Below are 23,502 nucleotides of genomic sequence, written 5' to 3' on the forward strand. Positions count from 1 at the left end.
GTCCCCCTAGATGGCCAGGCCGCGTGCCGATTGCAGCGCGCCTTGCATTGTTTTGACCACAACGAAGGCGTCGCGCAAATGGGCGCGTTCCAGATCGGGCAGGTCTTTGGGTGGCAGAAAGTTGTCGGGGGCCGTGCCCGCCTTGATCTGGTTGACCTGGTGGATCAGGCGGGTGTCGGCGATCATGTCGTAGGCGGCCAGCAGGTCGCGGCCCCCCTCGCCCGAGATGACCTGCGCGCTGATGGCGGCCTCCAGCCGGGCGCGGGTGTTGGTGACGGCCAGCTGTCCGGTCAGGGCATAGACGCGGCCAAGGTCCACCACGGGCACCACGCCTGCGTGTTTCATGTCCAGCGTGTTGCGGTGTTCCCCGGACCGGATGGTGGCCAGCCCCCGGATCAGGCCGAGCGGCGGCGTGTGACCCACGGCATTCTTGATCATCTGCGTCACAAAGATCGAGTTCCGGGCCGCCAGCGCAAGGCTGTCGCCCACCATGGCATCAAACAGGGTGGGGTCCCCGCCGATCGGGCGCAGGTCGAACATGACCGAGGCCAACAGCTGCGCGTCGCCATCGGGGGTGTTGATCCAGCCCTCGAAATACTGGCGCCACGTGGACAGGGGCTGTCGCCAGCGGTCGGCCGTGGCCATCATGTCGCCCGGGCAATAGACATAGCCCGTTCGGTCCAGCCCGTCGCAGACGAAGGTGGCGAGGGCCTTGAAATAGGCGTCCATGTCCGGGGTGGCATCGTCGGACAGGATCAGCACGTTGTCCTGATCGCTGACGCCGGTCTGTTCTTGCCGCCCCTGAGACCCGCAGGCGGCCCAGACGTATGGCACGGGGGCCGGGCCCAGTTTCACCTCGGCCAGGGCCAACAGGCGGCGGGTGGTGGCGTCGGCCACGTCGGTGATCAGGCGCGTGGTGATCTGGTGGGGGTGGCCCGCCGTGACCAGTTGCACCAACAGGTCGGGGATGCGGGCAGTAGCGGTGGCAATCTCGGCCGCGCTGGCGGCGTCACGGATGTCTGCGATCAGCCCGCCTGACGACAGGGCCAGCCAGCGCACCAGATCGGTTTGCGTGACGATCCCCGTGGCCAGCCCGCCCGGTCCCGTGATGGGCAGGTGGCTGATGCCCCGTTCCACCATCAGGTGCAGCACGTCCGACACCAGCGCCGTTTCCGGGAGGGTGACGGGGTCGGCGGTCATGATCTGGGCCACGGGGGTGTCACCGGGCACGCCGCCCGCCAGCGCCTTGAAGGTCATGTCGCGCACGGTCAGGATGCCAAGGGGCGCGGCCCCATCCGCCACCAACAATGCACCCACGCGGGCCTTGGCCATCTGCCGGGCGGCGGTTTGTACCGTGTCGTCGGGCGCGCAGGCCATGGGGTTGGGCGTCATCACCGAGGCCACGGGCTGCGCGGCTACATCATCGCGGGGGCGCTCCGTGGCGCGGTCACGGGCATAGAAGCGGGCCACATCCACGTGATCGGCGCGTAGGGCGTCAAACGCGGGCGCGGGGATGCAGAACAGGGTGCAATCGCTGGCAGCCACGGCGCGGGTGACGGCCAGACCGTCGCGCAGCAAACCACGTTCACCAAACTGGTTGCCGTCCGACAGGTGGGACAGCAGATCGCCTGCGGGGTCGAACACATCGACCGCACCGCTTTGGATCAGGTAGAGGCCCTCCAGCGCCTCGCCCACGTCATAGACCGTGGACCCGGCGGCGAACTGCATCACCAGGGTCTGGTCTGCCACGTCCGCGCGCAGCTTGGCGGGCAGGCCCGCAAAGGGCTGCGTTGCGGCCAGCGCGCGTTGCGCAAGATGGGGGGCATGGGGCATGAATTTCGGGTCCGGGTTTAGGACAAAGGGGCCCCGCCGTGGCGGGACCCCCTTGTTTTTCAGGCAGATCGTTAGTGATCGGCGGCGGCTGCACCGGCCCCTTTGGGGACGCGCACGCTTTCGACCAGTTCCACGATCTCGCGCGGGGGCTGCGGTGACGCGGCTGATGCCGATGGCCACTGCAAAGTTCACCATCGCACCGACGGCCCCGAAGGATGTCGATTTGATCGACAGCAGCAGGGGATCCGCATCCGTGAAGGTGTTGGTACCGGGGATGAAGAACCAGCCCTTGTGCAGGAAGATGTAGACCAGGGTCACGATCAGACCTGCCAGCATACCCGCCACAGCGCCCGAGTTGTTGATGCGTTTGGAGAAGATCCCCATCATCAACGCCGGGAAGATGGACGCCGCCGCCAGACCGAAGGCCAGCGCCACGGTTTGTGCGGCAAAGCCCGGGGGATTCAGCCCCAAGATCACGGCCACGACGATGGCCACCGCCATGGAGATCCGCGCCGCCATCAGTTCCGATTTCTCGGACATGTTCGGCATCAGCTGACCCTTCAGCAAGTCATGGGACACCGCCGACGAGATCGCCAACAGCAGACCCGCCGCCGTGGACAGGGCCGCCGCAAGGCCACCTGCCGCCACCAGCGCAATCACCCAGCCCGGAAGCTGTGCAATCTCGGGGTTGGCCAGCACAAGGATGTCGCGGTTCACCACCAGTTCCGACCCGGACCAGCCGTTGGCTGTTGCGGTTGCGGCAAAGGTGTCGGACCCGTCATTGTACCACTGGATCAGGCCGTCGCCGTTCTTGTCCTCGAAGGACAGCAGGCCGGTTTTTTCCCATGTGGCCATCCAGTCAGGACGTTCTTCATAGGCGATGGGGGCAGAGGCCGTGCCCTCGGGGTAGACGGTTGTGATCAGGTTCAGGCGCGCCATGGCACCCACGGCGGGGGCCGTCAGGTACAGCAGGGCAATGAACACCAGCGTCCAGCCTGCGGACCACCGTGCGTCAGACACCGTGGGCACGGTGAAGAAGCGCATGATGACGTGGGGCAGACCGGCGGTGCCGATCATCAGGGACAGGGTGAACAGCACCATGTTCAGCGTATCGGCGTGGTGGCCGGTGTAGCTGTTGAAGCCCAGCTCTACGACCATGCTGTCGAGTTTCTGCAACAGCGGCTCGCCCGAGGCGGTATGCTCGCCCAACAGGCCCAAGGCCGGGATCGGGTTGCCCGTCAGCTGCAGGCTGATGAAGATCGCGGGGATCGTATAGGCGGTGATCAGCACGACGTACTGGGCCACCTGGGTGTAGGTCACGCCCTTCATCCCGCCGAATACGGCATAGGCAAACACCACGCAGGCCCCGATCAGCAGACCGGTTGTGGCGGACACCTCAAGGAAACGGCCAAAGGCAATGCCCACACCCTGCATCTGGCCGATGACATAGGTGATGGAGGCCACCAGCAGACAGATCACGGCGACCATGCGGGCCGTGGGGCTGTAGAACCGGTCCCCGATGAATTCGGATACGGTGAACTTGCCGAACTTGCGCAGGTAGGGGGCCAGCAACAGGGCCAGCAGGACGTAGCCGCCCGTCCAACCCATCAGGAAGGTCGAGTTGTCGTAACCCGTGAAGGCGATCAGACCGGCCATGGAGATGAACGAGGCCGCCGACATCCAGTCCGCGCCCGTGGCCATCCCGTTGGTGACGGGGTGCACACCGCGCCCGGCGGCATAGAATTCAGACGTCGAACCCGCGCGGGCCCAGACGGCGATCCCGATATACAGCAGGAACGAGGCCCCGATGAAGATCCAGTTGAGCGTAAATTGGTCCATCAGATCAGTCCTCCTCTACGCCGTGTTCAGCGTCGAGTTTGTTCATACGCCAAGCGTAGAAAAAGATGATGCCGAGGAACACGAGGATCGAGCCTTGCTGGGCGAACCAGAAGCCAAGATCGGACCCGCCGACAGAAATACCGGCCAGCATGGGCCGCAGTAGTATGCCAAAGCCGAACGACACAAGCGCCCACAATACGAGACACCAGGTCACGATGCGGATGTTGGCCGACCAGTAGGCGTTGTTATCGGATTTATCAGACATATCCGTAACTCCCTTAGGTTGAGGATGGTGCGCCCCTCCTCCGGGGCTGCACCGGGGTGAGTGGTCCCTAAGCGGGGACCGTTACCTTTGCGACGATGGCCGACAGGTCGTTCGCGATCTGATCGATCGCCCCCATCGCCGGAACGCTCGTCAAGGTGCCTTGCGCCTCGTAAAAGGCGATCAGGGGCGCGGTGGAGGCGTGGTAGGCCTCCAGCCGGGACCGGACGGTCTGGGCGTTGTCGTCCGCGCGCCGTTTCATCTGCGTGGACCCGCAGGCATCGCAGGTGTCCGCCGTGGCAGTGGGCTTGAAGGTGTCGTGATACCCCTCGCCGCAATCGCCGCAGGTAAAGCGGCCCGCCACGCGGTCCACCATCGCTTCGTCGTCCACCACCAGCGAGATGGCGGCGTCGATGCGCAGGCCCTTCGCGCCCAGTAGCCCGTCCAGCGCCTGGGCCTGGGCCGTGGTGCGGGGAAAGCCGTCCAGGATCACACCGGCGGCGCAATCGGGCTGGCCCAGACGGTCGGACAGGATGGCGATGACGATGTCATCGCTGACCAGATCGCCCGCTTCCATCACGGCCTTTGCGGCCTTGCCCGCGTCTGTGCCTGCGGCCACCGCCTCGCGCAGCAGGTCGCCCGTGGACAGTTGCACAAGGCCAAAGCGGTCCATCAGCAGGCGCGCCTGGGTGCCCTTGCCAGCACCCGGAGGCCCCAGCAGGATCAGTGTGACGGGGCGGGTCAGGGTTTCGGTTACCATTGGTTCGCCCTCACTTACCGGCGCGGTTGGCGATCAGATCGTCAACAACGGATGGATCGGCCAAGGTCGAGGTGTCGCCGAGGCTGCCAAAATCGTTCTCGGCAATCTTGCGCAGGATGCGGCGCATGATCTTGCCGGACCGGGTTTTCGGCAGGCCGGGGGCCCATTGAATGACGTCCGGTTTGGCGATGGGGCCGATTTCCTTACGGACCCATGTTTGCAGTTCCTTCAGCAGATCGTCGGACGGGTCCTGCCCGTTCATCAGGGTGACATAGCAGTAGATGCCTTGCCCCTTCAGGTCGTGCGGATAGCCAACGACGGCGGCCTCGGCCACGGCCTCGTGGGCGACAAGGGCCGACTCGACCTCGGCCGTGCCCATGCGGTGGCCGGACACGTTGATCACGTCATCCACGCGCCCCGTGATCCAATAGTTGCCCTCGGCGTCGCGGCGGCAGCCGTCGCCGGTGAAGTAGTAGCCCTTGTAATCGTCAAAATAGGCCGACACGTAGCGGTCCGGGTCGCCCCAAAGGGTGCGCATGATCCCGGGCCAGGCGTCGCGCATGCACAGAACGCCTTCGGTCTCTGTCTCGGTCTTTTCCTCGCCCGTGGTGGGGTCCAGGATCACCGGTTGCACGCCAAAGAAGGGCTTGGTGGCGGATCCGGGGTGCAGGGTGGTCGCACCGGGCAGGGGGGTGATCAGGTGGCCGCCGGTTTCCGTCTGCCAGAAGGTGTCGACGATGGGGCATTGGCCCTTGCCCACGACTTCGTTGTACCAATTCCACGCCTCGGGGTTGATGGGCTCGCCCACGGACCCCAGCACCTTGAGGTCGGACAGGTCGTATTTGGTGACGAATTCATCGTCCTGCCCCATCAGCAAGCGGATGGCGGTGGGGGCGGTGTAGAACTGGTTGACCTTGTGCTTTTCACACACGGCCCAGAACCGGCCCGCATCGGGGTAGGTGGGGACCCCTTCGAACATGATGGTGGTGGCACCATTGGCCAGGGGCCCATAGACGATATAGCTGTGCCCCGTGACCCAGCCCACGTCGGCGGTGCACCAGAACACATCCCCGTCTTGGTAGTCGAAGGTGTATTGGTGGGTAATCCCCGCATACAGCAGATAGCCCGCCGTGGTGTGTACCACGCCCTTGGGTTTCCCGGTCGAGCCGGAGGTGTACAGGATGAACAGCGGGTCTTCCGCGCCCACTTCTGCGGGCTCACAGACGGGCGAGGCATCGGCGGCCAGATCGTGATACCACAGATCGCGGTCCTCGACCCAGGCGACCTGCTGGCCCGTGCGTTTGACGACGACGACCTGCACATGGTCATCGCAGTGCAGCATGGCCTTGTTGACGTTGTCCTTGAGTTCGGTGTTGCGGCCCCCACGTGGGGCACCATCGGCGGTCACGACAACCTTGGCACCGCTGTCATTGACCCGGGAGGCCAGCGCATCGGGTGAGAAGCCCGCAAAGACGACCGAGTGCACCGCACCCAGACGCGCACAGGCCAGCATGGCGTAGGCGGCCTCGGGGATCATGGGCAGGTACAGGACGACGCGGTCGCCTTTTTTCACGCCCAGGCCTTTCAGGACGTTGGCGAATTTCCCGACCTCATCGGCCAGCTGACGGTAGGTGATGTGCTGGGCCGCTTCTTCGGTGCTGTCCGGCTCGAAGATGATCGCGGTCTGGTCGGCGCGGGTGGCCAAGTGGCGGTCGATACAGTTGGCGGCCACGTTCAGGGTGCCGTCCTCGAACCATTTCACATGGACGTCGCCGGGGGCGAAGGAGGTGTCTTTGACCTTGGTAAAGGGTTTGATCCAGTCCAGCCGCGCGCGGCCCTGTTCACCCCAAAACCCCTCGGGGTCGGTGACGGAGCGGTCGTACATCGCGTCATAGGTGGCGGTGTCGATATGGGCACCGGGCAGCAGGGGTGGATTGGTTTGAGTGTCTTTCGGCATGGGTCCCTCTTCCCTTTGAAAGGCAAGCCGGTGGCGGTGCGGGACACGCAGGTGTCCAGCCCAGGCGACACCGTGTTGCCCGAGAGCGCGATTGCGCAAATTTTTTCGGATAATCCGCCCCAGTCTCCTACGAGGGCGATCCCTGCCTTACTTTACACCCTGTCAGAGTGGACTGAACAATGTGGCGAAATGAAACCAGTATTTTGTAAAATAATTCGTCAGGTTTGGGTTAATTCTGTAAACAGACTTGACTGTATGCGAAAATATACAATGAAAACAGGGCGCTCACGATTTTGTGAGCGCCCTGTTGGAGGTGTAAAGTGGGTCTGACAGTGCTCCGTAGAACTGGGTAGCGCGTCGGTTGCGCCAGCATGTCGCAGCGGGTGCTGCGACTCACAGACCCAGTTTGTCGCGCGCCTCGGGGTCGATCTTGGTCTTCCACAGGGGCACGCCCGCCCGGAACGCCGCGCGCCCGATCATATGGGCGCCCACGGGGGCGGTGATCAGCAGAAACACAACGATGGCACCGGCCTTGGCCACGGTTGCGATATCGCCGAACTCGATGGCGACCACAGCCATGATCAGACCGGAGGCAAGCGTGCCCGCCTTGGTCGAGGCGTGCATACGGATCAACACGTCCGGCAGGCGTACGATGCCAAGGGCCGCGACGAAGGCGAAAAAGCCCGCAAGGATGATCACGGCGGCAAGGATGTAGTCGACGATCATGGCTTGTCCTCCTGCGCGGCGGCGACTTTGAGTTGTTCGGCCAGCCGTGTCGTGCCCGCCCGCACCACGCGGCGTTCGATGAACCGGGCCAAGGCCACGGTGGCCAGAAAGCCGATCAGGGCCAGCACGATCGCCACGTCCAGGAAGGCTGTGACCCCGCTGTCCAGGGCATACAGGCCGCAGAAGGTGACGATCAGCACTGTCATCAGGTCCAGCGCCACGACCCGGTCGGCCAAGGTCGGTCCCTTGATCAGGCGGATGAACGCAAGGGCCACGGCCAGCATCACCAGCACGAAAGAGATATGGATTGCAGTTTCGATAATCATTCTTCAAAGGCCTCCCGCACCCATTTTTCCATGCCGTTCTCGATGTCCGCGCGGATCTTGTCCGCGTCGTCCGAGAACATGGCGTGTACGTAGAGCGTGTTGCAATCGTCCGTGACGTCCAGCGACAGCGTGCCGGGCGTCAGGGAGATCAGGTTGGTGACCAGCAGCACCTCTGCCTCTCCCTTGGCCTGCAGGGGCACCGCGATGATCCCGGGGCGGGACCGGTGCGTGGGTGTCAGCACGTCGATCACCACCGCAATGGAGCTTGCGACAAGTTCGTAATGGAACAGGACGATCAGCTTGGTCCATTTGCGCACCCGTTTGAAATAGCCCGACCCCTGCGCCTCGAACAGCGGGGAGGCGACCCAGAGCGCGGCAAAGCCCAAGGCGTGCCCGATGGCCAGATTGGTCAGGGTAAAGCTGCCCGTCAGGGCCGACCAACTGACCGCGAGGATGATGTTCACAAGAAACAGGTTCATGGGCGGCGATCTCCCAGCACGGCTTCGATATAGGGTTCGGGGTTCAGCAGTTGATCGGCGGCGGTTTCCGCCAGCACCACGAAGGGCTGTGGGAAGACGCCGATGATGACGGTCAGGGTTGCGAGGAACGCGATGGGCAACAGCAGGGCCCAGCGATCCGTCAAGGGCAGGTCCGACAGGCGCGGCTCTACCCCGTGCGGATGGGGTTTCCAGAACGCCCGGCCCCAGATCTTGGTCATGGAATAGATCGTCAGCAGGCCGACGATCAGGGCGGCGGCGGCGATCCACCACATCTCGACCTCCAGCGCGGCATAGACCAGCACGTATTTCGCCCAGAACCCGGACAGGGGCGGGAAGCCCGCCAGCGAGAACGCGGGGATCAGGAACAAGAAGCCAAGGAAGGGCGCGTATTTGTACAGGCCCCCGATCTTGTCCAGCTCTGTGTCGCCCGCGATCCGCTTGGCCACGCCGGCCACGAGGAACAGGTTGGCCTTCACCACGATGTGGTGGACCAGATAGAACACCGCACCGACGATGGCCAAGGGGGTATAGAGCGCAAGGCCAAGGATCATGTAGCCGATCTGGCTGACGATGTGGAACGACAGGATCTTGCGGAAATCGGTTTGCGCCGCAGCCCCCAAAACCCCGGTGACCATGGTCGCCACGGCTATCCACAGCAGCAGGGTATGGGTAAAGGCAAGGTCCGTCACAAAGACCAGCGTGAACATCCGCAACAGGGCATAGACCCCCACCTTGGTCAGCAGCCCCGCAAAGACCGCCGAGACCGCGAAGGACGGCGTGTGGTAGGACGCGGGCAGCCAGAAAAACAGCGGGAACACCGCCGCCTTGACCCCGAAGCCCACGATGAACATCGTGGCGATCACGGTCACAAGGCCCTGATTTTCCACCTGCGGGATCAGGACCGCCAGCTCCGCCATGTTCAGCGTTCCGGTCAGCCCGTACAGGAACCCGATGCCCGACAGGAAAAGGATCGTCGAGATCAGGTTCAGCGTGACGTATTTGATGCCTGCATCCATCTGTTCCTTGCGGTTGCCAAGGACCAGCAGGCCGAAGGACGAGATCAGCATGACCTCGAACCAGACATACAGGTTGAACAGGTCGCCGGTCAGAAACGCGCCGACAACGCCCGCGATCAGGACTTGGAACAGGGCGTGATAGCCCAGCTCTTCCATGTCGGGGGTGATGTCGGACAGGGCATAGATCGACACGGCCAGGGCGGTGATGGCGGTGATGACAACCATGACCGCCGACAGGGTGTCGGCCACCAGCGTGATGCCAAAGGGTGCAGCCCAGCCGCCCGATTGCATGGCGACGACGCCTTGGTCCATGACGGCGACCATCAGAACGCCCGACGCGATCAACAGGGCAAAGGATCCGATCACACTGATCCACTTGCCCTCGGGCGTGTTGCGGAACAGGTAGGCGATGACCCCGGTGATGAAGGGGATGATCAGGGGGGTGGCAAGCATCCAGCTCATTTGCTCGGCTCCCTTGCGTCTAGGCTTACGTCTGGGCTTGCGTCTGGGCCCGCAACGGGCCCAGCTTTCGGGCCTACACCGGGGCGCGGTTCTGCGATGCGCATCTGATCTGTGTCCAGCGTGCCAAGGCTGCCGTAGCTGCGGAACACCAGCGACAGGGCAAAGGCGAACAGGCCAAAGCCGATCACGATGGCCGTCAGCACCAGCGCCTGGGGCAGGGCGTTGGCGACCAGACCGATGGGGGCATCGGCGCCTTCGGGGATCAGGGGCGGCGCTTGGGGGTCAGGCCCCCGGCGGCAAAGATCACAAGGTTCGCGGCGTTGGACAACAGCACCAGCCCAAAGATGAACCGCAGCACGTTGCGCGCCAGCATCAGATAGACAGAGGCCGCGACCAGAAAGCCCACCATGATTGCGATAAGGGTTTCCATTTACGCCTCCTCTTCCAGGGCGAAGACAAGGGTCAGGATCGACCCCAGCACCACCATGTAGACGCCGATGTCAAAGATCAGGACCGAGGACAGGGGCAGGCCCTTTTCCGTCTCGGTCGCGCCGATGAACAGCCATTGACCCACAAAGAAACCATCCCCAAAGGCCACGGGCATCACACCCGCGAACAGGGCAATGCCAAGGCCAAGTGCGGCAATGGTCTGGGGTTGCAGGCGCAGGGCAATCGCCGCCGAGGCCTGGCCATGGGCCATGGCGTACAGCACGAACCCCGTGGCCCCGATCAGCCCGCCGATGAACCCGCCGCCGGGTTCATTGTGACCCCGCAACAGCATGTAGATCGAGAACACCAGCAACAGGGCCACTAGCAGGCGGGTGGCGGCGCGGACGATGAGGGAGTTCATTGGTCATCCTCTTTGCGTTTGTAGTTGGCCCCGCGCAGCAGCGCATAGGACGACAGGGCGGCGATCAGGACCACGGCAATTTCGCCGAAGGTGTCCAGCGCGCGGAAGTCCACGAGGATCACGTTGACGATGTTGCGCCCGTAGGCCTCGGGCCATGAGGTCAGCTCGAAGTAGTCGGTCAGGCGACGGTCCACCGGCATCTCCATCACGCCCAGCAGGACGATGGCCGTGGTGGTGCCCACGACGATGGCCACAAAGGCGTCGGCCCAGCGGACGGTGCGCACGTTTTCGGTGCTCATGTAGGGCAGGCGCAGCATGGCCAGCGCCACCAGCACGACGACCAGCGTTTCCACCAGCAACTGGGTGATCGCCACGTCCGGCGCGCCGAAGATGATGAAGATCAGGGCCACGGCGATCCCCACCACCCCAAGGGCCGCAACAGCCGTCATGCGGGAGTTGGTCACGGTGGTCGCCGCCGCCCCCACGACGATCAGGATCAGGACGGTCCAGTGCTTGAATTCCAGATCGTGCATGGGCAGGGGCACCTGCCACGCGCCGGTGGCATAAAGCGCATAGCTGACCGTGGCCGCCAAAAACGCGAAGACCACAAAAATGTACCGCCGCAGCACCCCGTGTTGCAAGATGCCGGTCTGCCACTTGGCCAAGGCCGCCACCAGATCCAGGGTCCGGTCCCAGCCGTTGTCGAAATGGATCGGGTTCCGCACCTCGATCGCCGCCAGCAGCGCGCGCAGCTTGCGGTGGCCCAGGTACAGGACGATGCCCACGGCAAAGGTCACCAGCGACAGGATCAGCGCCGTGTTGACGCCGCCCCACAGGTACAGGTCCACCTTCACCGGCGCGCCGAACACGGCGGTGGTAGAGGCGCCGACCAAGGGCTCGATCAGGTCGGGCAGCAGGCCGAAGGCAAGGCCCAGACCCGCCAGCAGGACGGGGCCGACCAACATGGCCAACGGCCCCTCGCGCGGGGCCTTGGGCGTGTCGCCCAGTGCGCCAAAGAAGGGGCGCAGGGCCACGATCCCGCCCACGGCGAACATAAGGGCCGAGGCGGCAAAGGCCGTGCCCGTGACCCAGACCATGGCTTGGGGCAACTCAAGGGAGGCTTTGTACAGGAACTCCTTGCCGATGAACCCCACCAGCGGCGGGATGCCCGCCATGGACAGGGCCGCCAGAACCGCCGCCAGCGCGGTGATCGGCATGGCGCGGGACAGGCCCGACAGCACCTCCGCCTCGCGGGTGCCGGTGCGCAGGTCCACGATCCCGATCATCAGGAACAAGGCGGCCTTGTACAGCGAATGTACGATCAGGAACAGCATCGCCCCCTTGATTGCCGCATCCGTGCCCGCCCCGATGAACAGGGTCAGGGTGCCAAGCGCCATCAGGGTCGTGTAGGCCAGCACCTGCTTGATATCCGTCTGACGCATGGCAAGGATCGACGCGAAAACTGCCGTGAAGCCCCCCGCGATGGTCAGCGCCCAGAACCACAGGTCCGTGCCCCCCAGTGTCGGGTTCATCCGCGCCATCAGGTAGACGCCCGCCTTCACCATGGTGGCAGAGTGCAGGTAGGCCGACACCGGTGTCGGCGCGGCCATGGCACCGGGCAGCCAGAAATGGAACGGAAACTGTGCGGATTTGGTAAAGGCCCCGGCCAGAAACAGGATCGAAATGCCCACGATCCACGGGTGGTCGCGCATCTCGATCTGGCGGATTTCCGACAGCTCGAACGATCCGGCGGCCACGCCCAGCAGGATGATCCCTGCCAGAAACGCCAACCCGCCCGTGCCCGTGACCAGCAGCGCCTGCAGGGCGTTGCGGCGGGACTTGGCCTCGTCCGCGTTGAACCCGATCAACAGGTAGCTGGAGATCGTCGTGACCTCCCAGAACACGAACAGGCCCAGCAGGTTGTCCGACAGAACCAGCCCCAGCATCCCCGTCATGAACGCCATCAGGTACAGGACAAACCGGGGGTAGTGCAGGTGGCGGCCAAGGTATTCAGCGGAATAAAGCGTGACCAAAGTGCCGATGCCCGTGATCAGCAGGGCAAAGGTCAGGGACAGGCCGTCAACCCAGAACGACAGGGCCACGTCCAGCGATGGCACCCACATCATGGACCAGCGCAGCGTCTCGCCCGCGCCTATGGCTGGTAAAAACGTACAAAACCATGCAAAAAGCGTTGCAGGGATGGCGATTGACACCCATCCCGCTGGCCCTCCGAAGGTGCGATCCACCTGCGGTCCCGTGTCTGCCATGACTGTCCCTCGCCGTTGTCTTTCGCGTCTGTGACGATTTAGCATTGAATTTTGATTGTTCAACACTTTCAAAGCGTGACTTTTGATAGTGACACCCTATTTTTGGAGTTGACCTTGGATCGGAGGCCGTCATGCCCACCTTGCAACAGTTTCGCTACCTCGTGGCGGTCGCCGAGACGCTGAATTTTCGGCGTGCGGCAGAGCGCACTCATGTGACCCAACCGACCCTGTCGGCACAGCTGCGGGAGTTGGAGGGCAAACTGGGCGCGCACCTTGTGGAACGCTCCCGCTCCCGCGTGATCCTGACGCCCCTGGGGGCCGAAATCGCGCGCCGGGCCAAGGGCGTGCTGCGCGACGTCGAAGAGATCACGGCCCTGGCCCGCCAAGGCGAGAACCCCCTTGCGGGCACCGTGCGCGTCGGCTTGGTGCAATCGCTTGGCAGCTATTTCCTGCCCCTTGTGATCCCGGCCCTGCACGCGGCCTTCCCTGATCTGAAGTTCTACGTCCGCGAAGGCACCGCCGAGGATCTGCAGTCGCGCCTGAAGGAAGGGACGCTGGACATCCTGTTCTTTCCCATGCCGCTGGACGGCCCGGACCTGCGGTCCGAACCCCTGTTCGAGGAACCGCTCTTGTGCGTGGTGGCCGCCGATCATCGGCTGGCCGGGCAAGACGTGATCCAACGCGCGGATCTGGCCGGAGAGACGGTGATGACCCTTGAACCCGGCCACCGCCTGCACGGTCAAGTGGCCGATATCGCGGCGACGGCGGGGGCAGAGGTGTCGTTGGATTACGCGGGCACCTCCCTCGATACCCTGCGCCAGATGGTGGCCACGGGGCTGGGCATTTCCCTGCTGCCCGCCCTCTATGTCCGATCCGAGGTGGAGCGGGAGGCGATCGTAGTCGCCCGGCCCCTTGCGGGTCTCGCCCCCTCGCGCACCATCGGCATGGTCTGGCGCACAACGGCGGCGCGGGACGAGGCGTTCCAGACCTTGGCCCGGGCGATCCGGGCGGCCCTGCATGACGTAGCGCCCGAGGTGCGGATTTTATCCGACGCGGGTTGAGCACGCGCGCGGTTCAGGCCAACACTGGGCCATGACTGATTTCGCAACCAGTGCTGACGGCACCCGCATCGCCTTTGACGTGTCCGGCCCCGACGAGGGCCGACCGATCCTGTTGATTCACGGCTGGGCGCAGGCGCGCCTGTGCTGGCAGTATCAAGCGCCGCTGGCCGCGCGCCACCGCTTGATCACCATGGACCTGCGCGGCCACGGCGACAGCGACGGGACCGAAGACTACGTCAGCGCACAGGTCTGGGCCGACGACGTGGCAGCGGTGCTGCGGGCCACGGGGTCGCGGGATGCGGTGCTGGTGGGCTGGTCCTACGGTGCCCGGGTCATCGCGTCGTATCTGGCCTGCGGCGGGCACGCGGCGGCGGTGGCGCTGGCCGGGGGCACGCTGGTCATCGGGCAGGGGAGAGAGCCGTGGATGGCCGCCCCCGACAGCCCCGGCTTGAACCGCGCGCTGTATTCCGATGACGACGCGGTGCGGGCCGAGGCGACCGAGGGCTTTGTCCGCGCCTGCACCCACCACCCGCTGGACGCGGGCTTTGCCGAACGGTTGGTCGCGGCGAACCACCGGGTGCCTGCCCATGTGCGGCGCGCCCTGTTTAAGGGGGACATGGATGCGCGCCCGGTGTGGCAGGCGTTTCAGGGGCCCGCCTTGGTCGTGCACGGGGCCCAGGACACCGTGGTGCCCCCCGCCGTGGGGCAGGTGGCGGCAGGGCTGTTTCCCCGTGGGGACCTCGCCCTCTACGATCAAGTCGCCCACGCCCCCTTTGCCGAGGTGCCGGCGCGGTTCAATGCCGACCTGGATGCCCTGATCGCGCGGATCTAATCCGCCGACCGCAGCACCCGGGCAGGGCGCGCGGCCAAGGGGCGCAGGGCAAAGGCCAGACCGGCCAGCAGGGTGGCCAGGGCACCGCCCAGAATGATCGCCGTGGCCGAGACAGGCTCGAACCTGTAGGTCCCCTCCATGACAAAGGTCATCACGCCCCATCCCGCCAGACTGCCCGCAAAGATCGCCACCAACCCGGCGGCCCCCCCAAGGATGGCAGAGCGCAGTGCAAAGGACGTCAGGATCGTGCGCCGGGTTGCGCCCAGGGTTTTCAGGACGGCCGCCTCGAACACCCGGCCCCGTTCGCCCGCAGCGGCCGCCCCGATCAGCACGATGAACCCGGTCAGCAAGGTGGCCCCCGCGCCATAGCTGGTGGCGGCGGCCAGACCCGACAGCGCCTCTGACACCATGGCGATGCCGTCGCGCACGCGGATGGCGGTGACGTTGGGGGCGGCCACGGCCACATCGCGCAGGATTGCGGCCTCTGCCGCCTCTTCGGCGTAGATGGTGGCGATATGGGTGTGGGGGGCGCCCGCCAGCGCATTGGGCGACATGGTCAGGATGAACCCGATGCCAGCGGTGGAAAAGTCCACCTCCTGGAAACTGGTGATGGTGCCCTCGACATCGCGCCCAAGGATGTTGATGGTCAGGGTGTCCCCAAGGGACAGGCCCATCTCCAGCGCCTCTTCGGTGGCAAAGCTGATCTCATTGGGGCCGGTGTGATCGGGGTCCCACCATGTGCCTTCGGTCAGTGTGGCCCCCTCGGGCGGGGTGGCGGCGTAGGTCACGCCCCGGTCCCCGCGCAGGACCCAGTGATCGCCCGCCACCTCGCGCGCGGGGTCGCCGTTGATCCGCGTGATCACCCCGCGCAACATGGGCGCGCTTTGCACACGGGACACGGCGGGGTCGTTCTGCACCCGGTCCAGAAAGGCCGGCAGTTGGGCGTTCTGGATGTCCACGAAGAAATAGCTGGGCGCCTCTTGCGGCAGGTCCTGTTCGATGGCGGCGCGCAGGTTGCTGTCGATCTGACCCACGGCGGCCAGCACGGTCAGCCCAAGGCCCAAGGACAGCACCACGGATGTGGCGTCCCCACGGGGACCGCCCACTGCCCCCAAGGCCATGCGCAGGGCGACGCGGCCCCGCATGATGCGCGCCCGGGCAAGGCGGCGGGCCAGCGTGCGCACGGCCCAAGCGGCCATGGACAGCAGCGCAAGGGCAGCGATGATGCCGCCCGCTGCCCACAGGGCCAGCGTGGGGATGCCCGACAGCCATGCCGCACTTGCGATCAGGGCCACGGACAGGCCCGCAATCAGCGCCATGGCCCAGACGGGCGGGCGGCCCCGCTGCGGGCCACTGCCGTCCCGGTAGAGCGCGGCGGCCCGCACCTCTGCCGTGCGGGCAAGGGGCCACAGGGTAAAGATCAGGGCCGTGAGCGCGCCGTAGAGAGCGGCCTCCAGCAAGGGGGACCCGTGCACGGACACGGCAAGGGGCACGGGCAATTGTCCCTCGATCAGGGGGGCAAGGGCGAAGGGCACCAGCGCGCCCAGGATCAGGCCCAGGGTGATCCCCACGGCCGCCAGCACCCCGATCTGGATCAGGTAGGCGGCAAAGATCACGCGTGCCTCGGCCCCCAAGGTCTTGAGCGTGGCAATCACCGGCAGCTTGCGTTCCAGATAGGCGCGCACGGCGGCGGACACGCCGACGCCCCCCACGGCCAAGCCCGCCAGCCCGACCAGCACCAGAAAGGACCCGATCCGGTCTACAAAGCGCTGGATGCCCGGTGCGGCCCGGCGGCTGTCCCGCCAGCGCATGCCGGTGTCGCGAAAGGCGGCCTCCGCCTCTGCGCGCAGGACACCAAGATCTGTCCCCATGGGGACGGTCATGCGATATTCGCTGTCAAACAGGGTGCCCTCGGTCAACAGGCCCGATCCCTCTAACGACGTCAGCGCCACAATGGACCGGGGTCCAAGCCCAAAGCCAGAGGAGGCCGCATCCGGTTCGCGTACAATGGCGGCGGTCAGGGTCAGGTCGGCGGTGCCAAGACGCACCGCGTCGCCAATCTGCAGCCCCATACGCGCGATCAGGACCGGGTCCATGACGATGCCGCCATTGGCGAGGGCCTGCGCCACGGGCAAAGGCGGGTCCAGTTCTAGCGTGCCGGTCAGGGGGTAGAGGTCATCGACCCCGCGCACTTGTGTCAGGCCCCGATCCTCGCCGCGCACCACCATGGACCGGAAGTCCACGGTTTCGGAAACGCGGGTGGCGATTTGGTCCATGAACGCGCGTTCGGCCGCGTCTGCAAAGCGGTACGTGAAGGACATCTGCGCGTCCCCGCCCAGGATCACCGCCCCCTCGCGCGACAGCCCGTCCTGGATCGACACGCGCACGGACCCCACAGCGGCGATGGCCGCGACGCCCAAGGCCAGACAGGCCAGAAAGATGCGAAAGCCCGCAAGGCCGCCGCGCAACTCACGCCGCGCGATGCGCCCCGAATTGGTCAGTGCATTGGTCAGTGCGCTGATCATTCCGCAGCCTCCGCCACCGTGCCGCTGTCCAGCCGCCCGTCGCGCAGGCGCACGGTGCGGTCACAGCGCGCGGCCAGCTCCGGCGCGTGGGTCACAAGGACCAGCGTGGCCCCGTGGCGGTCGCGCAATCCAAACAGCAGGTCCATGATCGCCTGGCCCGAGGCACCGTCGAGGTTGCCCGTGGGTTCATCGGCCAACAGGATATCGGGGCGCGGGGCGGCGGCGCGGGCCAGGGCCACGCGTTGCTGTTCGCCCCCGGACATTTGGGCGGGGTAGTGGTGGATACGGTGGGACAGGCCCACGGCCTGCAACTCCGCCTCGGCGCGGTCAAAGGCGTCCTTGTGCCCGGCCAGTTCCAGCGGGGTCGCCACGTTTTCCAGCGCGGTCATGGTCGGAATAAGGTGGAAGGATTGGAACACCACCCCCATATGTGCCCTGCGAAAGCGCGCAAGCTGGTCCTCGTTCATGGCGGTCAGGTCTTGGCCCAAGGCCAGCACCTGTCCCCCGGTGGCCCGTTCCAGCCCGCCCATCAGCATCAGGAGAGATGACTTGCCAGACCCAGACGGACCCACCAGCCCCACCGTTTCCCGTGCGCCCACGTCCAGCGTGATGCCGTGCAAGATGTCCACGGGGCCAGCGTTGCCCATCAACGACAGCTTGGTGTCCGACAGGGACAGGACGGGATCGGGCATGGCTAAACTCCTTGGTTCACTTGTTTCGTCATATGGGGCGGTTGTGGTGGCTGCCAAGGGGGCCTTGGTCGCGATGATCGGCATGGCCGCGGCGGATACCGTGACCGTGGCGGCCTTGGGCGACAGTCTGACCCAGGGGTACGGACTTGTGCAGGAACAGGGCTTCGTCCCGCAGCTGGAAAGCTGGCTGGAGGGGCAGGGATTGGACGTGGACGTATTGAACGCGGGCGTGTCCGGGGACACCACCGCCGGGGGACTGGCGCGCGTGGCGTGGACCCTGACGCCCGAGGTAGATGCCCTGATCGTGGCCCTTGGGGGCAATGACCTGTTGCGCGGCATAGACCCGGCGGTCAGCCGCGCGAACCTTGACGGGATTTTGGCCGAGGCGACGGGGCGCGGGTTGCCGGTGCTGTTGGTGGGTCTGCCCGCGCCGGGGAACTACGGCCCGGAGTATCAAGCCGCCTTTGACGCCATGTACCCGGAGTTAGCCGCCGCTTACGGAACCTTGATCGAGCCGAATTTTCTGGCCCCCATCTCCCAATCCGACACCGTCACAGCGCTGATGCAGGGCGACGGCATCCACCCCAACGCGGACGGTGTGAGCGCCGTGGTGGAGCACCTGGGCCCAAAGGTAGCGGAGTTGGTCAGCCTGGTAGAATAACTTGGGTTTTCGCATCCCGCAGGGCGGGTAAGTCGGGGCTTACGTCTGTGTAAAAGGCGTCAAGCTCCGTCAGAGGGCACAGGCGCACGGGGGCCGTGCGGGTCCATTTGACGTGATCGGCCACCAGCACCCGGCGGCGGGCATGGGCCAGCGCGCCGCGGTTCACGTGCACCTCTTGCCGGTCGAAATCCAGCAGATCCCCCGTACCCGACAGACCCGAGGTGCCAAGGATGCACAGGTCCAGATTGAACCGGCCCACGGCCTCTGCCGCTTCCCAGCCTACAAGGCCCCCGTCCGCTGGGCGCAGGGTGCCGCCGGTCACAAACACCTCGGCGTCGGGGTGGGCGGTCAGGATGGTGGCCACGTTCAGGTTGTTGGTCACGACGAACAGGCCCGTACGCTTGGTCAGGTGGCGGGCGACGGCCTCGGTCGTGGTGCCGATGCCAAGGAACAGCGAGGTGCCGTTGGGGATGTCCGCCACGCAGGCGCCTGCAATCGCCTCTTTTGCGGGGGCGCTGGCGGTCTGGCGGTCGCGGTAGGCCAGATTGCGCACGCCCGAGGCCAGCACCGCCCCGCCGTGCACCCGCTCCAACAGTCCCCGGTCGCACAGGTCGGCAAGGTCCCGGCGGATGGTCTGCACGGTCACGCCCAGCCGGTGGGCGAGGTCCTCGACTCCCACGCGGCCTGTGTCTCGCGCCAATGTGATGATCTGATCTTGCCGTTCGCTCACAATTCGCGCCCTCATGATTGACAAAGCGAACCTAAAACGCACAAAAGCGAACCGCAAGGGAAAGGATGTGGATATGAGTCGGACCTACGATCTGTTTGTCATTGGTGGCGGCATCAACGGCTGTGGCATCGCACGGGATGCGGCGGGGCGCGGCCTGTCGGTCGGTCTGGCCGAGATGCACGATCTGGGCCATGGCACCTCCTCTGCCTCGACCAAGCTGTTCCACGGGGGGCTGCGCTATCTGGAGTTCTTCGAGTTCCGGCTGGTGCGCGAGGCCCTGCTCGAGCGCGAGACCCTGCTGCGGGCCATGCCCCATATCAGTTGGCCCATGCGGTTCGTGCTGCCCCTGTCCCCGGACATGCGGTTTGACAGCGAAACGCCCACGTCGCGCCTGTTGTCCCGCGTCATGCCGTGGATGCGCGGGCGGCGGCCCGACTGGTTGATCCGGCTGGGCCTGTTTCTGTACGACAATATGGGGGGCGCAAAATCCTGCCCGGAACGCGGACGCTGGACCTGACAGGCCCCGAGGGCGCGCCTTTGCAGGACCGTTTTGCCAAGGCTTATGAATATAGCGACTGTTGGGTCGAGGATTCCCGGCTGGTCGTCCTGAACGCCCGGGATGCCCAGGCGCGCGGGGCCGACATCATGGTCCGCACCAAGGTCGTTTCTGCCACCCGCACCGATGATCTGTGGCAGGTCGTGACCGAAGGCCCCGAGGGCCGCGCGACCCACCATGCCCGGGCGCTGGTCAACGCCGGTGGTCCATGGGTCGAGGATGTGATCCGGGGCGTCACCCGCCAGAACACGACCGAGGGCGTGCGGCTTGTGCGCGGGTCCCACATCGTGACCAAGCGTCTGTTTGATCACGACAAGGCGTATTTCTTTCAAGGCACAGACGGGCGCATCATCTTTGCGATTCCTTACGAACAGGACTTTACCCTGATCGGCACCACGGATGCGGATCACGACGGTGCACCGGGCACCGCAACCTGCACCCCAGAGGAGGCGGCCTATCTGCGCGCCTTCGCCAGCCAGTATTTCAAGCAAAAGATCGAAGCGGAGGATATCGTCTGGACGTACTCCGGCGTGCGCCCCCTGTACGATGACGGGGCCAAATCCGCCACGGCGGCCACCCGGGACTACACTCTGTCGTTGGATACAAACGGCGCGCCGGTGCTGAACATCTTTGGCGGAAAGATCACCACGTACCGCAAGCTGGCCGATGCTGCCATGGCCAAGCTGGCCCCCCATTTCGACGGGCTTGGGGATAGCTGGACCGCCGGAGTGGCCCTGCCCGGCGGGGATTTCCCCGTGGACGGTGTGGCCGACCTGACACAGCGTTTGCGCGCCCAGTACCCTTTTTTGACCAAGGCTTGGGCGGGCCGCCTGATCCGCGGCTATGGGACCGAAGCCTTTGATATCATGGGCGATGCCCAGACCGCTGCCGACCTTGGCGCGGACTATGGCGCGACCCTGACCACGGCCGAGCTGACATGGCTGCGCGACCGCGAATGGGCGCGGGAGGCGGCGGATGTCGTTTGGCGGCGCAGCAAGCTGGGTCTGCGCCTGACGCCCGATCAAATTGCAACGATTGACGGTTTCTTTGCCGGGGCACAGGCGGCAGAGTAAGACAAAAGGGGAGGGGCATATGACCCACATTCTGGCCATTGACCAAGGCACCACGTCCAGCCGCGCCATCATCTACGACGCCGCGATGCACCCGATTGCCAGCGCGCAGGAGGAATTTACCCAGCATTTCCCAAACTCTGGCTGGGTTGAACACGACGCCGAGGAGATCTGGTCCACGGTCGCGGCCACCTGTCGCGGGGCCATGGAAAAGGCCGGTGTCACCGCCACTCAGATCGCCGGCATCGGCATCACCAACCAGCGCGAGACGACCCTGATCTGGGACCGGAAGACCGGCAAACCCATTCACAATGCCATCGTCTGGCAGGACCGCCGCACCGCCGACACCTGTGCCGCGTTGCGCGGGACTGGGTTGGAACCGATGGTGACCGAGAAAACCGGCCTGCTGCTGGACCCCTATTTCAGCGGCACCAAGGTGAAATGGTTGCTGGATCACGTGGACGGTGCCCGGGGCCGGGCCGCGCGGGGTGAGTTGGCCTTTGGCACCATGGACAGCTATCTGATCTGGCGTCTGACCGGGGGCAAATCCCATGTGACCGACGCCACAAATGCTGCCAGAACCATGCTTTACAACATCCGCGATGGGGTCTGGGACACCGAGATCTGCGAGCTGTTGGACATCCCCATGGACCTGCTGCCCGAGGTGCGCGACTGCGCCAGCCACTTTGGCATGGCGCGGGCGGATCTGTTCGGGTCCGAGCTGCCAATCTTGGGCGTGGCGGGGGACCAACAGGCCGCGACCATCGGGCAGGCCTGTTTCCAACCGGGCATGTTGAAATCGACCTATGGCACCGGGTGCTTTGCCCTGCTCAACACCGGCGACACGCTGGTGCGGTCGCAAAACCGCCTGTTGGGAACTGTGGCTTATCAGTTGGGCGGTAAGACCACTTATGCGCTGGAAGGCTCGATCTTCATCGCGGGGGCCGTGGTGCAATGGCTGCGGGACGGGTTGAAGATCATCCGCGATGCCTCCGAGACGCAAGCGCTGGCCGAGGCGGCGGATCCTGCCCAGCAGCTTTACATGGTGCCTGCCTTCACCGGCCTCGGCGCGCCCTATTGGGACGCAGAGGCGCGGGGGGCGATCTATGGGCTGACGCGTGGGTCTGGCCCGGCAGAGTTCGCAAAGGCCGCGCTGCAATCCGTAGGCTATCAGACCCGCGACCTGCTGGATGCCATGCGTGCAGACTGGGACGGGGCTGGCGACGGGGGCGGGGACGCGGTGCTGCGGGTGGACGGGGGCATGACAGCCAGCGACTACACGATGCAGTTCCTGTCCGACATTATCGGCGCGCCCGTGGACCGGCCCGACAACCTGGAAACCACGGCGCTCGGGGCTGCGTGGTTGGCGGGGATGCAAGCGGGCGTCTACCCGGATATGGACGGGTTTTCAAAGGATTGGGCCCTGCAACGCCGGTTTGAACCGGCGATGGCGCGCGCGCGGGCCGACGCGCTTTATGCAGGCTGGCAGGACGCGGTGAAGCGCACCTTGACCGCCTAGGCCGGCACCCAGCGGTGGAACAGGTCGCCCCCTACGGGGCGGCTTTCAGCCAGATGGAACCGGGGCGCTGCGCCCAGATCGGTAATGCCCAGCGAGGCCAGACCGGGTGTGCCGTCCGCGCCGATGGCAAGGCCTGCGGTGTAGCCGTGCACCTCGTCCACCAGCCCCGCGCGCAGCAGGCTGGCAGCCAGCGCGCCGCCCCCTTCGCAGTAGATGCGGGTCAGACCCCGGGCGGCCAATTCGGTCAGCACGGCGGTGGGGTCCACCTGGCCATTGGTCAGTGTGATGGGCAGCAGGGTGACGTCCAAGGCTGTGAAACGCTCGGGCTGTGCCTGCGCCCCATGGCACAGCCACAGGGGCGCTTGATCCAGGGTTTCGGTCAGCGCCGATGGAACGGGCAGGTTCAGGTCGCTGGACACGACAATGCGCACAGGCTGTCGCCGCGCACCCATGCCGCGCACGGTCAGCGTCGGATTATCTGCCCGGGCCGTGCCCGCGCCCACCATCACTGCATCATGGCGGGCCCTTTGGGCGTGCACATGGGCACGGGCGGCGGGGCCGGTGATCCACTGGGAGTGGCCCGTGCGCGTGGCGATGCGGCCGTCGAAACTGCTGGCCAGCTTGAGGGTCACGTGGGGCCGTCCGCGGGTGATGCGGGACAGGAAGCCTGCGTTCAATTGGCGGGCGGCGTCCTCGCAAACCCCGGTTCTGACTTGGATATCTGCGGCGCGCAGCATGTCTGTCCCGCCCCCGTTCACACGTGGGTCGGGGTCGGTCAGGGCACAGACGACGCGGGCCACGCCTGCGTCGATCAAGGCGCGGGTACAGGGGGCGTTTGGCCGTGGTGGGCGCAGGGTTCAAGGGTAACATAGGCCGTGGCCCCGCGCGCGGCAGTGCCGGCTTGGGCAAGGGCTTGAGGTTCCGCATGGGGCCTGCCGCCGGGGGCGGTCCAACCGCGTCCGACCACGCGGGCATTTTGAACGATCACACAGCCCACTGCAGGGTTCGGCCACGTCTGGCCCAGTCCCCGCGCGGCCAAGGCCAGCGCGTGGCGCATC

The 23,502-nt window shown here is 65.6% G+C and carries 19 protein-coding genes and 3 pseudogenes; 5 read left to right on the plus strand and 17 right to left on the minus strand.

Features of this window, described 5'->3' with window-relative positions:
* Window positions 1–6: 6 nt before the first annotated feature.
* The 13 genes and pseudogenes from ACZ1G0_RS04965 to ACZ1G0_RS05025 all read right to left on the minus strand — a co-directional run bounded on the left by ACZ1G0_RS04965 (window position 7) and on the right by ACZ1G0_RS05025 (window position 12,798).
* Window positions 7–1,833, minus strand: coding sequence for a DUF294 nucleotidyltransferase-like domain-containing protein (locus ACZ1G0_RS04965; RefSeq protein ID WP_472735934.1), 1,827 nt, complete (start codon window positions 1,831–1,833; stop codon window positions 7–9).
* A gap of 71 nt (window positions 1,834–1,904) precedes the next feature.
* Window positions 1,905–3,672, minus strand: a pseudogene (locus ACZ1G0_RS04970) (sodium:solute symporter family protein).
* Window positions 3,673–3,676: 4 nt separating this feature from the next.
* On the minus strand, window positions 3,677–3,937 hold the full coding sequence (locus ACZ1G0_RS04975) for a DUF4212 domain-containing protein (protein ID WP_472735935.1): 261 nt from the start codon (window positions 3,935–3,937) through the stop codon (window positions 3,677–3,679).
* A 67-nt stretch (window positions 3,938–4,004) separates the two neighbouring features.
* The gene (locus ACZ1G0_RS04980; protein WP_472735936.1) at window positions 4,005–4,694 is read right to left on the minus strand and encodes an adenylate kinase; all 690 of its coding nucleotides are present in this window, start codon (window positions 4,692–4,694) and stop codon (window positions 4,005–4,007) included.
* Window positions 4,695–4,704: 10 nt separating this feature from the next.
* Window positions 4,705–6,651 carry an acetate--CoA ligase gene (acs, locus tag ACZ1G0_RS04985; protein ID WP_472735937.1) on the minus strand — a complete coding sequence of 649 codons (1,947 nt, stop codon included), beginning with the start codon at window positions 6,649–6,651 and terminating at the stop codon, window positions 4,705–4,707.
* A 393-nt stretch (window positions 6,652–7,044) separates the two neighbouring features.
* Window positions 7,045–7,377 carry a monovalent cation/H(+) antiporter subunit G gene (gene mnhG, locus ACZ1G0_RS04990; RefSeq protein ID WP_472735938.1) on the minus strand — a complete coding sequence of 111 codons (333 nt, stop codon included), beginning with the start codon at window positions 7,375–7,377 and terminating at the stop codon, window positions 7,045–7,047.
* The gene (locus tag ACZ1G0_RS04995) at window positions 7,374–7,703 is read right to left on the minus strand and encodes an MrpF/PhaF family protein (RefSeq protein WP_472735939.1); all 330 of its coding nucleotides are present in this window, start codon (window positions 7,701–7,703) and stop codon (window positions 7,374–7,376) included. The genes mnhG and ACZ1G0_RS04995 overlap by 4 nt, the downstream gene beginning before the upstream one ends.
* Window positions 7,700–8,182: a Na+/H+ antiporter subunit E gene (locus ACZ1G0_RS05000; RefSeq protein ID WP_472735940.1), complete on the minus strand. Its 483-nt coding sequence runs from the start codon at window positions 8,180–8,182 to the stop codon at window positions 7,700–7,702. The genes ACZ1G0_RS04995 and ACZ1G0_RS05000 overlap by 4 nt, the downstream gene beginning before the upstream one ends.
* Entirely contained in the window at window positions 8,179–9,681 is a 1,503-nt protein-coding gene (locus ACZ1G0_RS05005; protein ID WP_472735941.1) for a Na+/H+ antiporter subunit D, read from the minus strand. Before ACZ1G0_RS05005 ends, ACZ1G0_RS05000 begins: the two co-directional genes overlap by 4 nt.
* Window positions 9,678–9,884, minus strand: a complete 207-nt coding sequence (locus tag ACZ1G0_RS05010; protein ID WP_472735942.1) for an NADH-quinone oxidoreductase subunit K — start codon at window positions 9,882–9,884, stop codon at window positions 9,678–9,680. Before ACZ1G0_RS05010 ends, ACZ1G0_RS05005 begins: the two co-directional genes overlap by 4 nt.
* Before the next feature lie 59 nt (window positions 9,885–9,943).
* Window positions 9,944–10,111, minus strand: a complete 168-nt coding sequence (locus ACZ1G0_RS05015) for an NADH-quinone oxidoreductase subunit K (RefSeq protein WP_472735943.1) — start codon at window positions 10,109–10,111, stop codon at window positions 9,944–9,946.
* Window positions 10,112–10,531: a Na+/H+ antiporter subunit B gene (locus tag ACZ1G0_RS05020; protein ID WP_472735944.1), complete on the minus strand. Its 420-nt coding sequence runs from the start codon at window positions 10,529–10,531 to the stop codon at window positions 10,112–10,114.
* On the minus strand, window positions 10,528–12,798 hold the full coding sequence (locus ACZ1G0_RS05025; RefSeq protein ID WP_472735945.1) for a putative monovalent cation/H+ antiporter subunit A: 2,271 nt from the start codon (window positions 12,796–12,798) through the stop codon (window positions 10,528–10,530). Before ACZ1G0_RS05025 ends, ACZ1G0_RS05020 begins: the two co-directional genes overlap by 4 nt.
* A gap of 131 nt (window positions 12,799–12,929) precedes the next feature.
* On the opposite strand from ACZ1G0_RS05025, the gene ACZ1G0_RS05030 reads away from it, so the two are divergent.
* Together ACZ1G0_RS05030 and ACZ1G0_RS05035 are read left to right on the plus strand one after the other, a co-directional pair.
* Complete coding sequence (locus ACZ1G0_RS05030) at window positions 12,930–13,859, plus strand: LysR substrate-binding domain-containing protein (RefSeq protein WP_472735946.1); 930 nt, start codon at window positions 12,930–12,932, stop codon at window positions 13,857–13,859.
* A gap of 31 nt (window positions 13,860–13,890) precedes the next feature.
* Window positions 13,891–14,691 (plus strand): alpha/beta fold hydrolase, encoded by an 801-nt coding sequence (locus ACZ1G0_RS05035; RefSeq protein ID WP_472735947.1) that lies wholly within the window; start codon window positions 13,891–13,893, stop codon window positions 14,689–14,691.
* Here the strand turns inward: ACZ1G0_RS05035 and ACZ1G0_RS05040 are convergent.
* Both ACZ1G0_RS05040 and ACZ1G0_RS05045 read right to left on the minus strand, forming a co-directional pair.
* Window positions 14,688–17,216: an ABC transporter permease gene (locus ACZ1G0_RS05040; RefSeq protein ID WP_472735948.1), complete on the minus strand. Its 2,529-nt coding sequence runs from the start codon at window positions 17,214–17,216 to the stop codon at window positions 14,688–14,690. The genes ACZ1G0_RS05035 and ACZ1G0_RS05040 overlap by 4 nt on opposite strands.
* Window positions 17,213–17,908 carry an ABC transporter ATP-binding protein gene (locus ACZ1G0_RS05045; RefSeq protein WP_472735949.1) on the minus strand — a complete coding sequence of 232 codons (696 nt, stop codon included), beginning with the start codon at window positions 17,906–17,908 and terminating at the stop codon, window positions 17,213–17,215. The genes ACZ1G0_RS05040 and ACZ1G0_RS05045 overlap by 4 nt, the downstream gene beginning before the upstream one ends.
* Here ACZ1G0_RS05045 and ACZ1G0_RS05050 point away from each other — a divergent pair.
* Entirely contained in the window at window positions 17,907–18,569 is a 663-nt protein-coding gene (locus tag ACZ1G0_RS05050) for an arylesterase (RefSeq protein ID WP_472735950.1), read from the plus strand. The two genes, ACZ1G0_RS05045 and ACZ1G0_RS05050, sit on opposite strands and share 2 nt — an antisense overlap.
* On the opposite strand, the gene ACZ1G0_RS05055 is transcribed toward ACZ1G0_RS05050, so the two are convergent.
* Window positions 18,553–19,299 carry a DeoR/GlpR family DNA-binding transcription regulator gene (locus tag ACZ1G0_RS05055; RefSeq protein WP_472735951.1) on the minus strand — a complete coding sequence of 249 codons (747 nt, stop codon included), beginning with the start codon at window positions 19,297–19,299 and terminating at the stop codon, window positions 18,553–18,555. The two genes, ACZ1G0_RS05050 and ACZ1G0_RS05055, sit on opposite strands and share 17 nt — an antisense overlap.
* A gap of 73 nt (window positions 19,300–19,372) precedes the next feature.
* Here ACZ1G0_RS05055 and glpD point away from each other — a divergent pair.
* Both glpD and glpK read left to right on the plus strand, forming a co-directional pair.
* Window positions 19,373–20,928, plus strand: a pseudogene (gene glpD, locus ACZ1G0_RS05060) (glycerol-3-phosphate dehydrogenase).
* Window positions 20,929–20,947: 19 nt separating this feature from the next.
* Window positions 20,948–22,444, plus strand: a complete 1,497-nt coding sequence (glpK, locus tag ACZ1G0_RS05065; RefSeq protein WP_472735952.1) for a glycerol kinase GlpK — start codon at window positions 20,948–20,950, stop codon at window positions 22,442–22,444.
* Here the strand turns inward: glpK and ribD are convergent.
* Window positions 22,441–23,501 (minus strand): annotated as a pseudogene (gene ribD / locus ACZ1G0_RS05070) (bifunctional diaminohydroxyphosphoribosylaminopyrimidine deaminase/5-amino-6-(5-phosphoribosylamino)uracil reductase RibD). The gene glpK and the pseudogene ribD sit on opposite strands and share 4 nt — an antisense overlap.
* Between the last annotated feature and the right edge of the window lies 1 nt (window position 23,502).

The organism is Thalassobacter sp. HA4-2 (assembly GCF_055693705.1).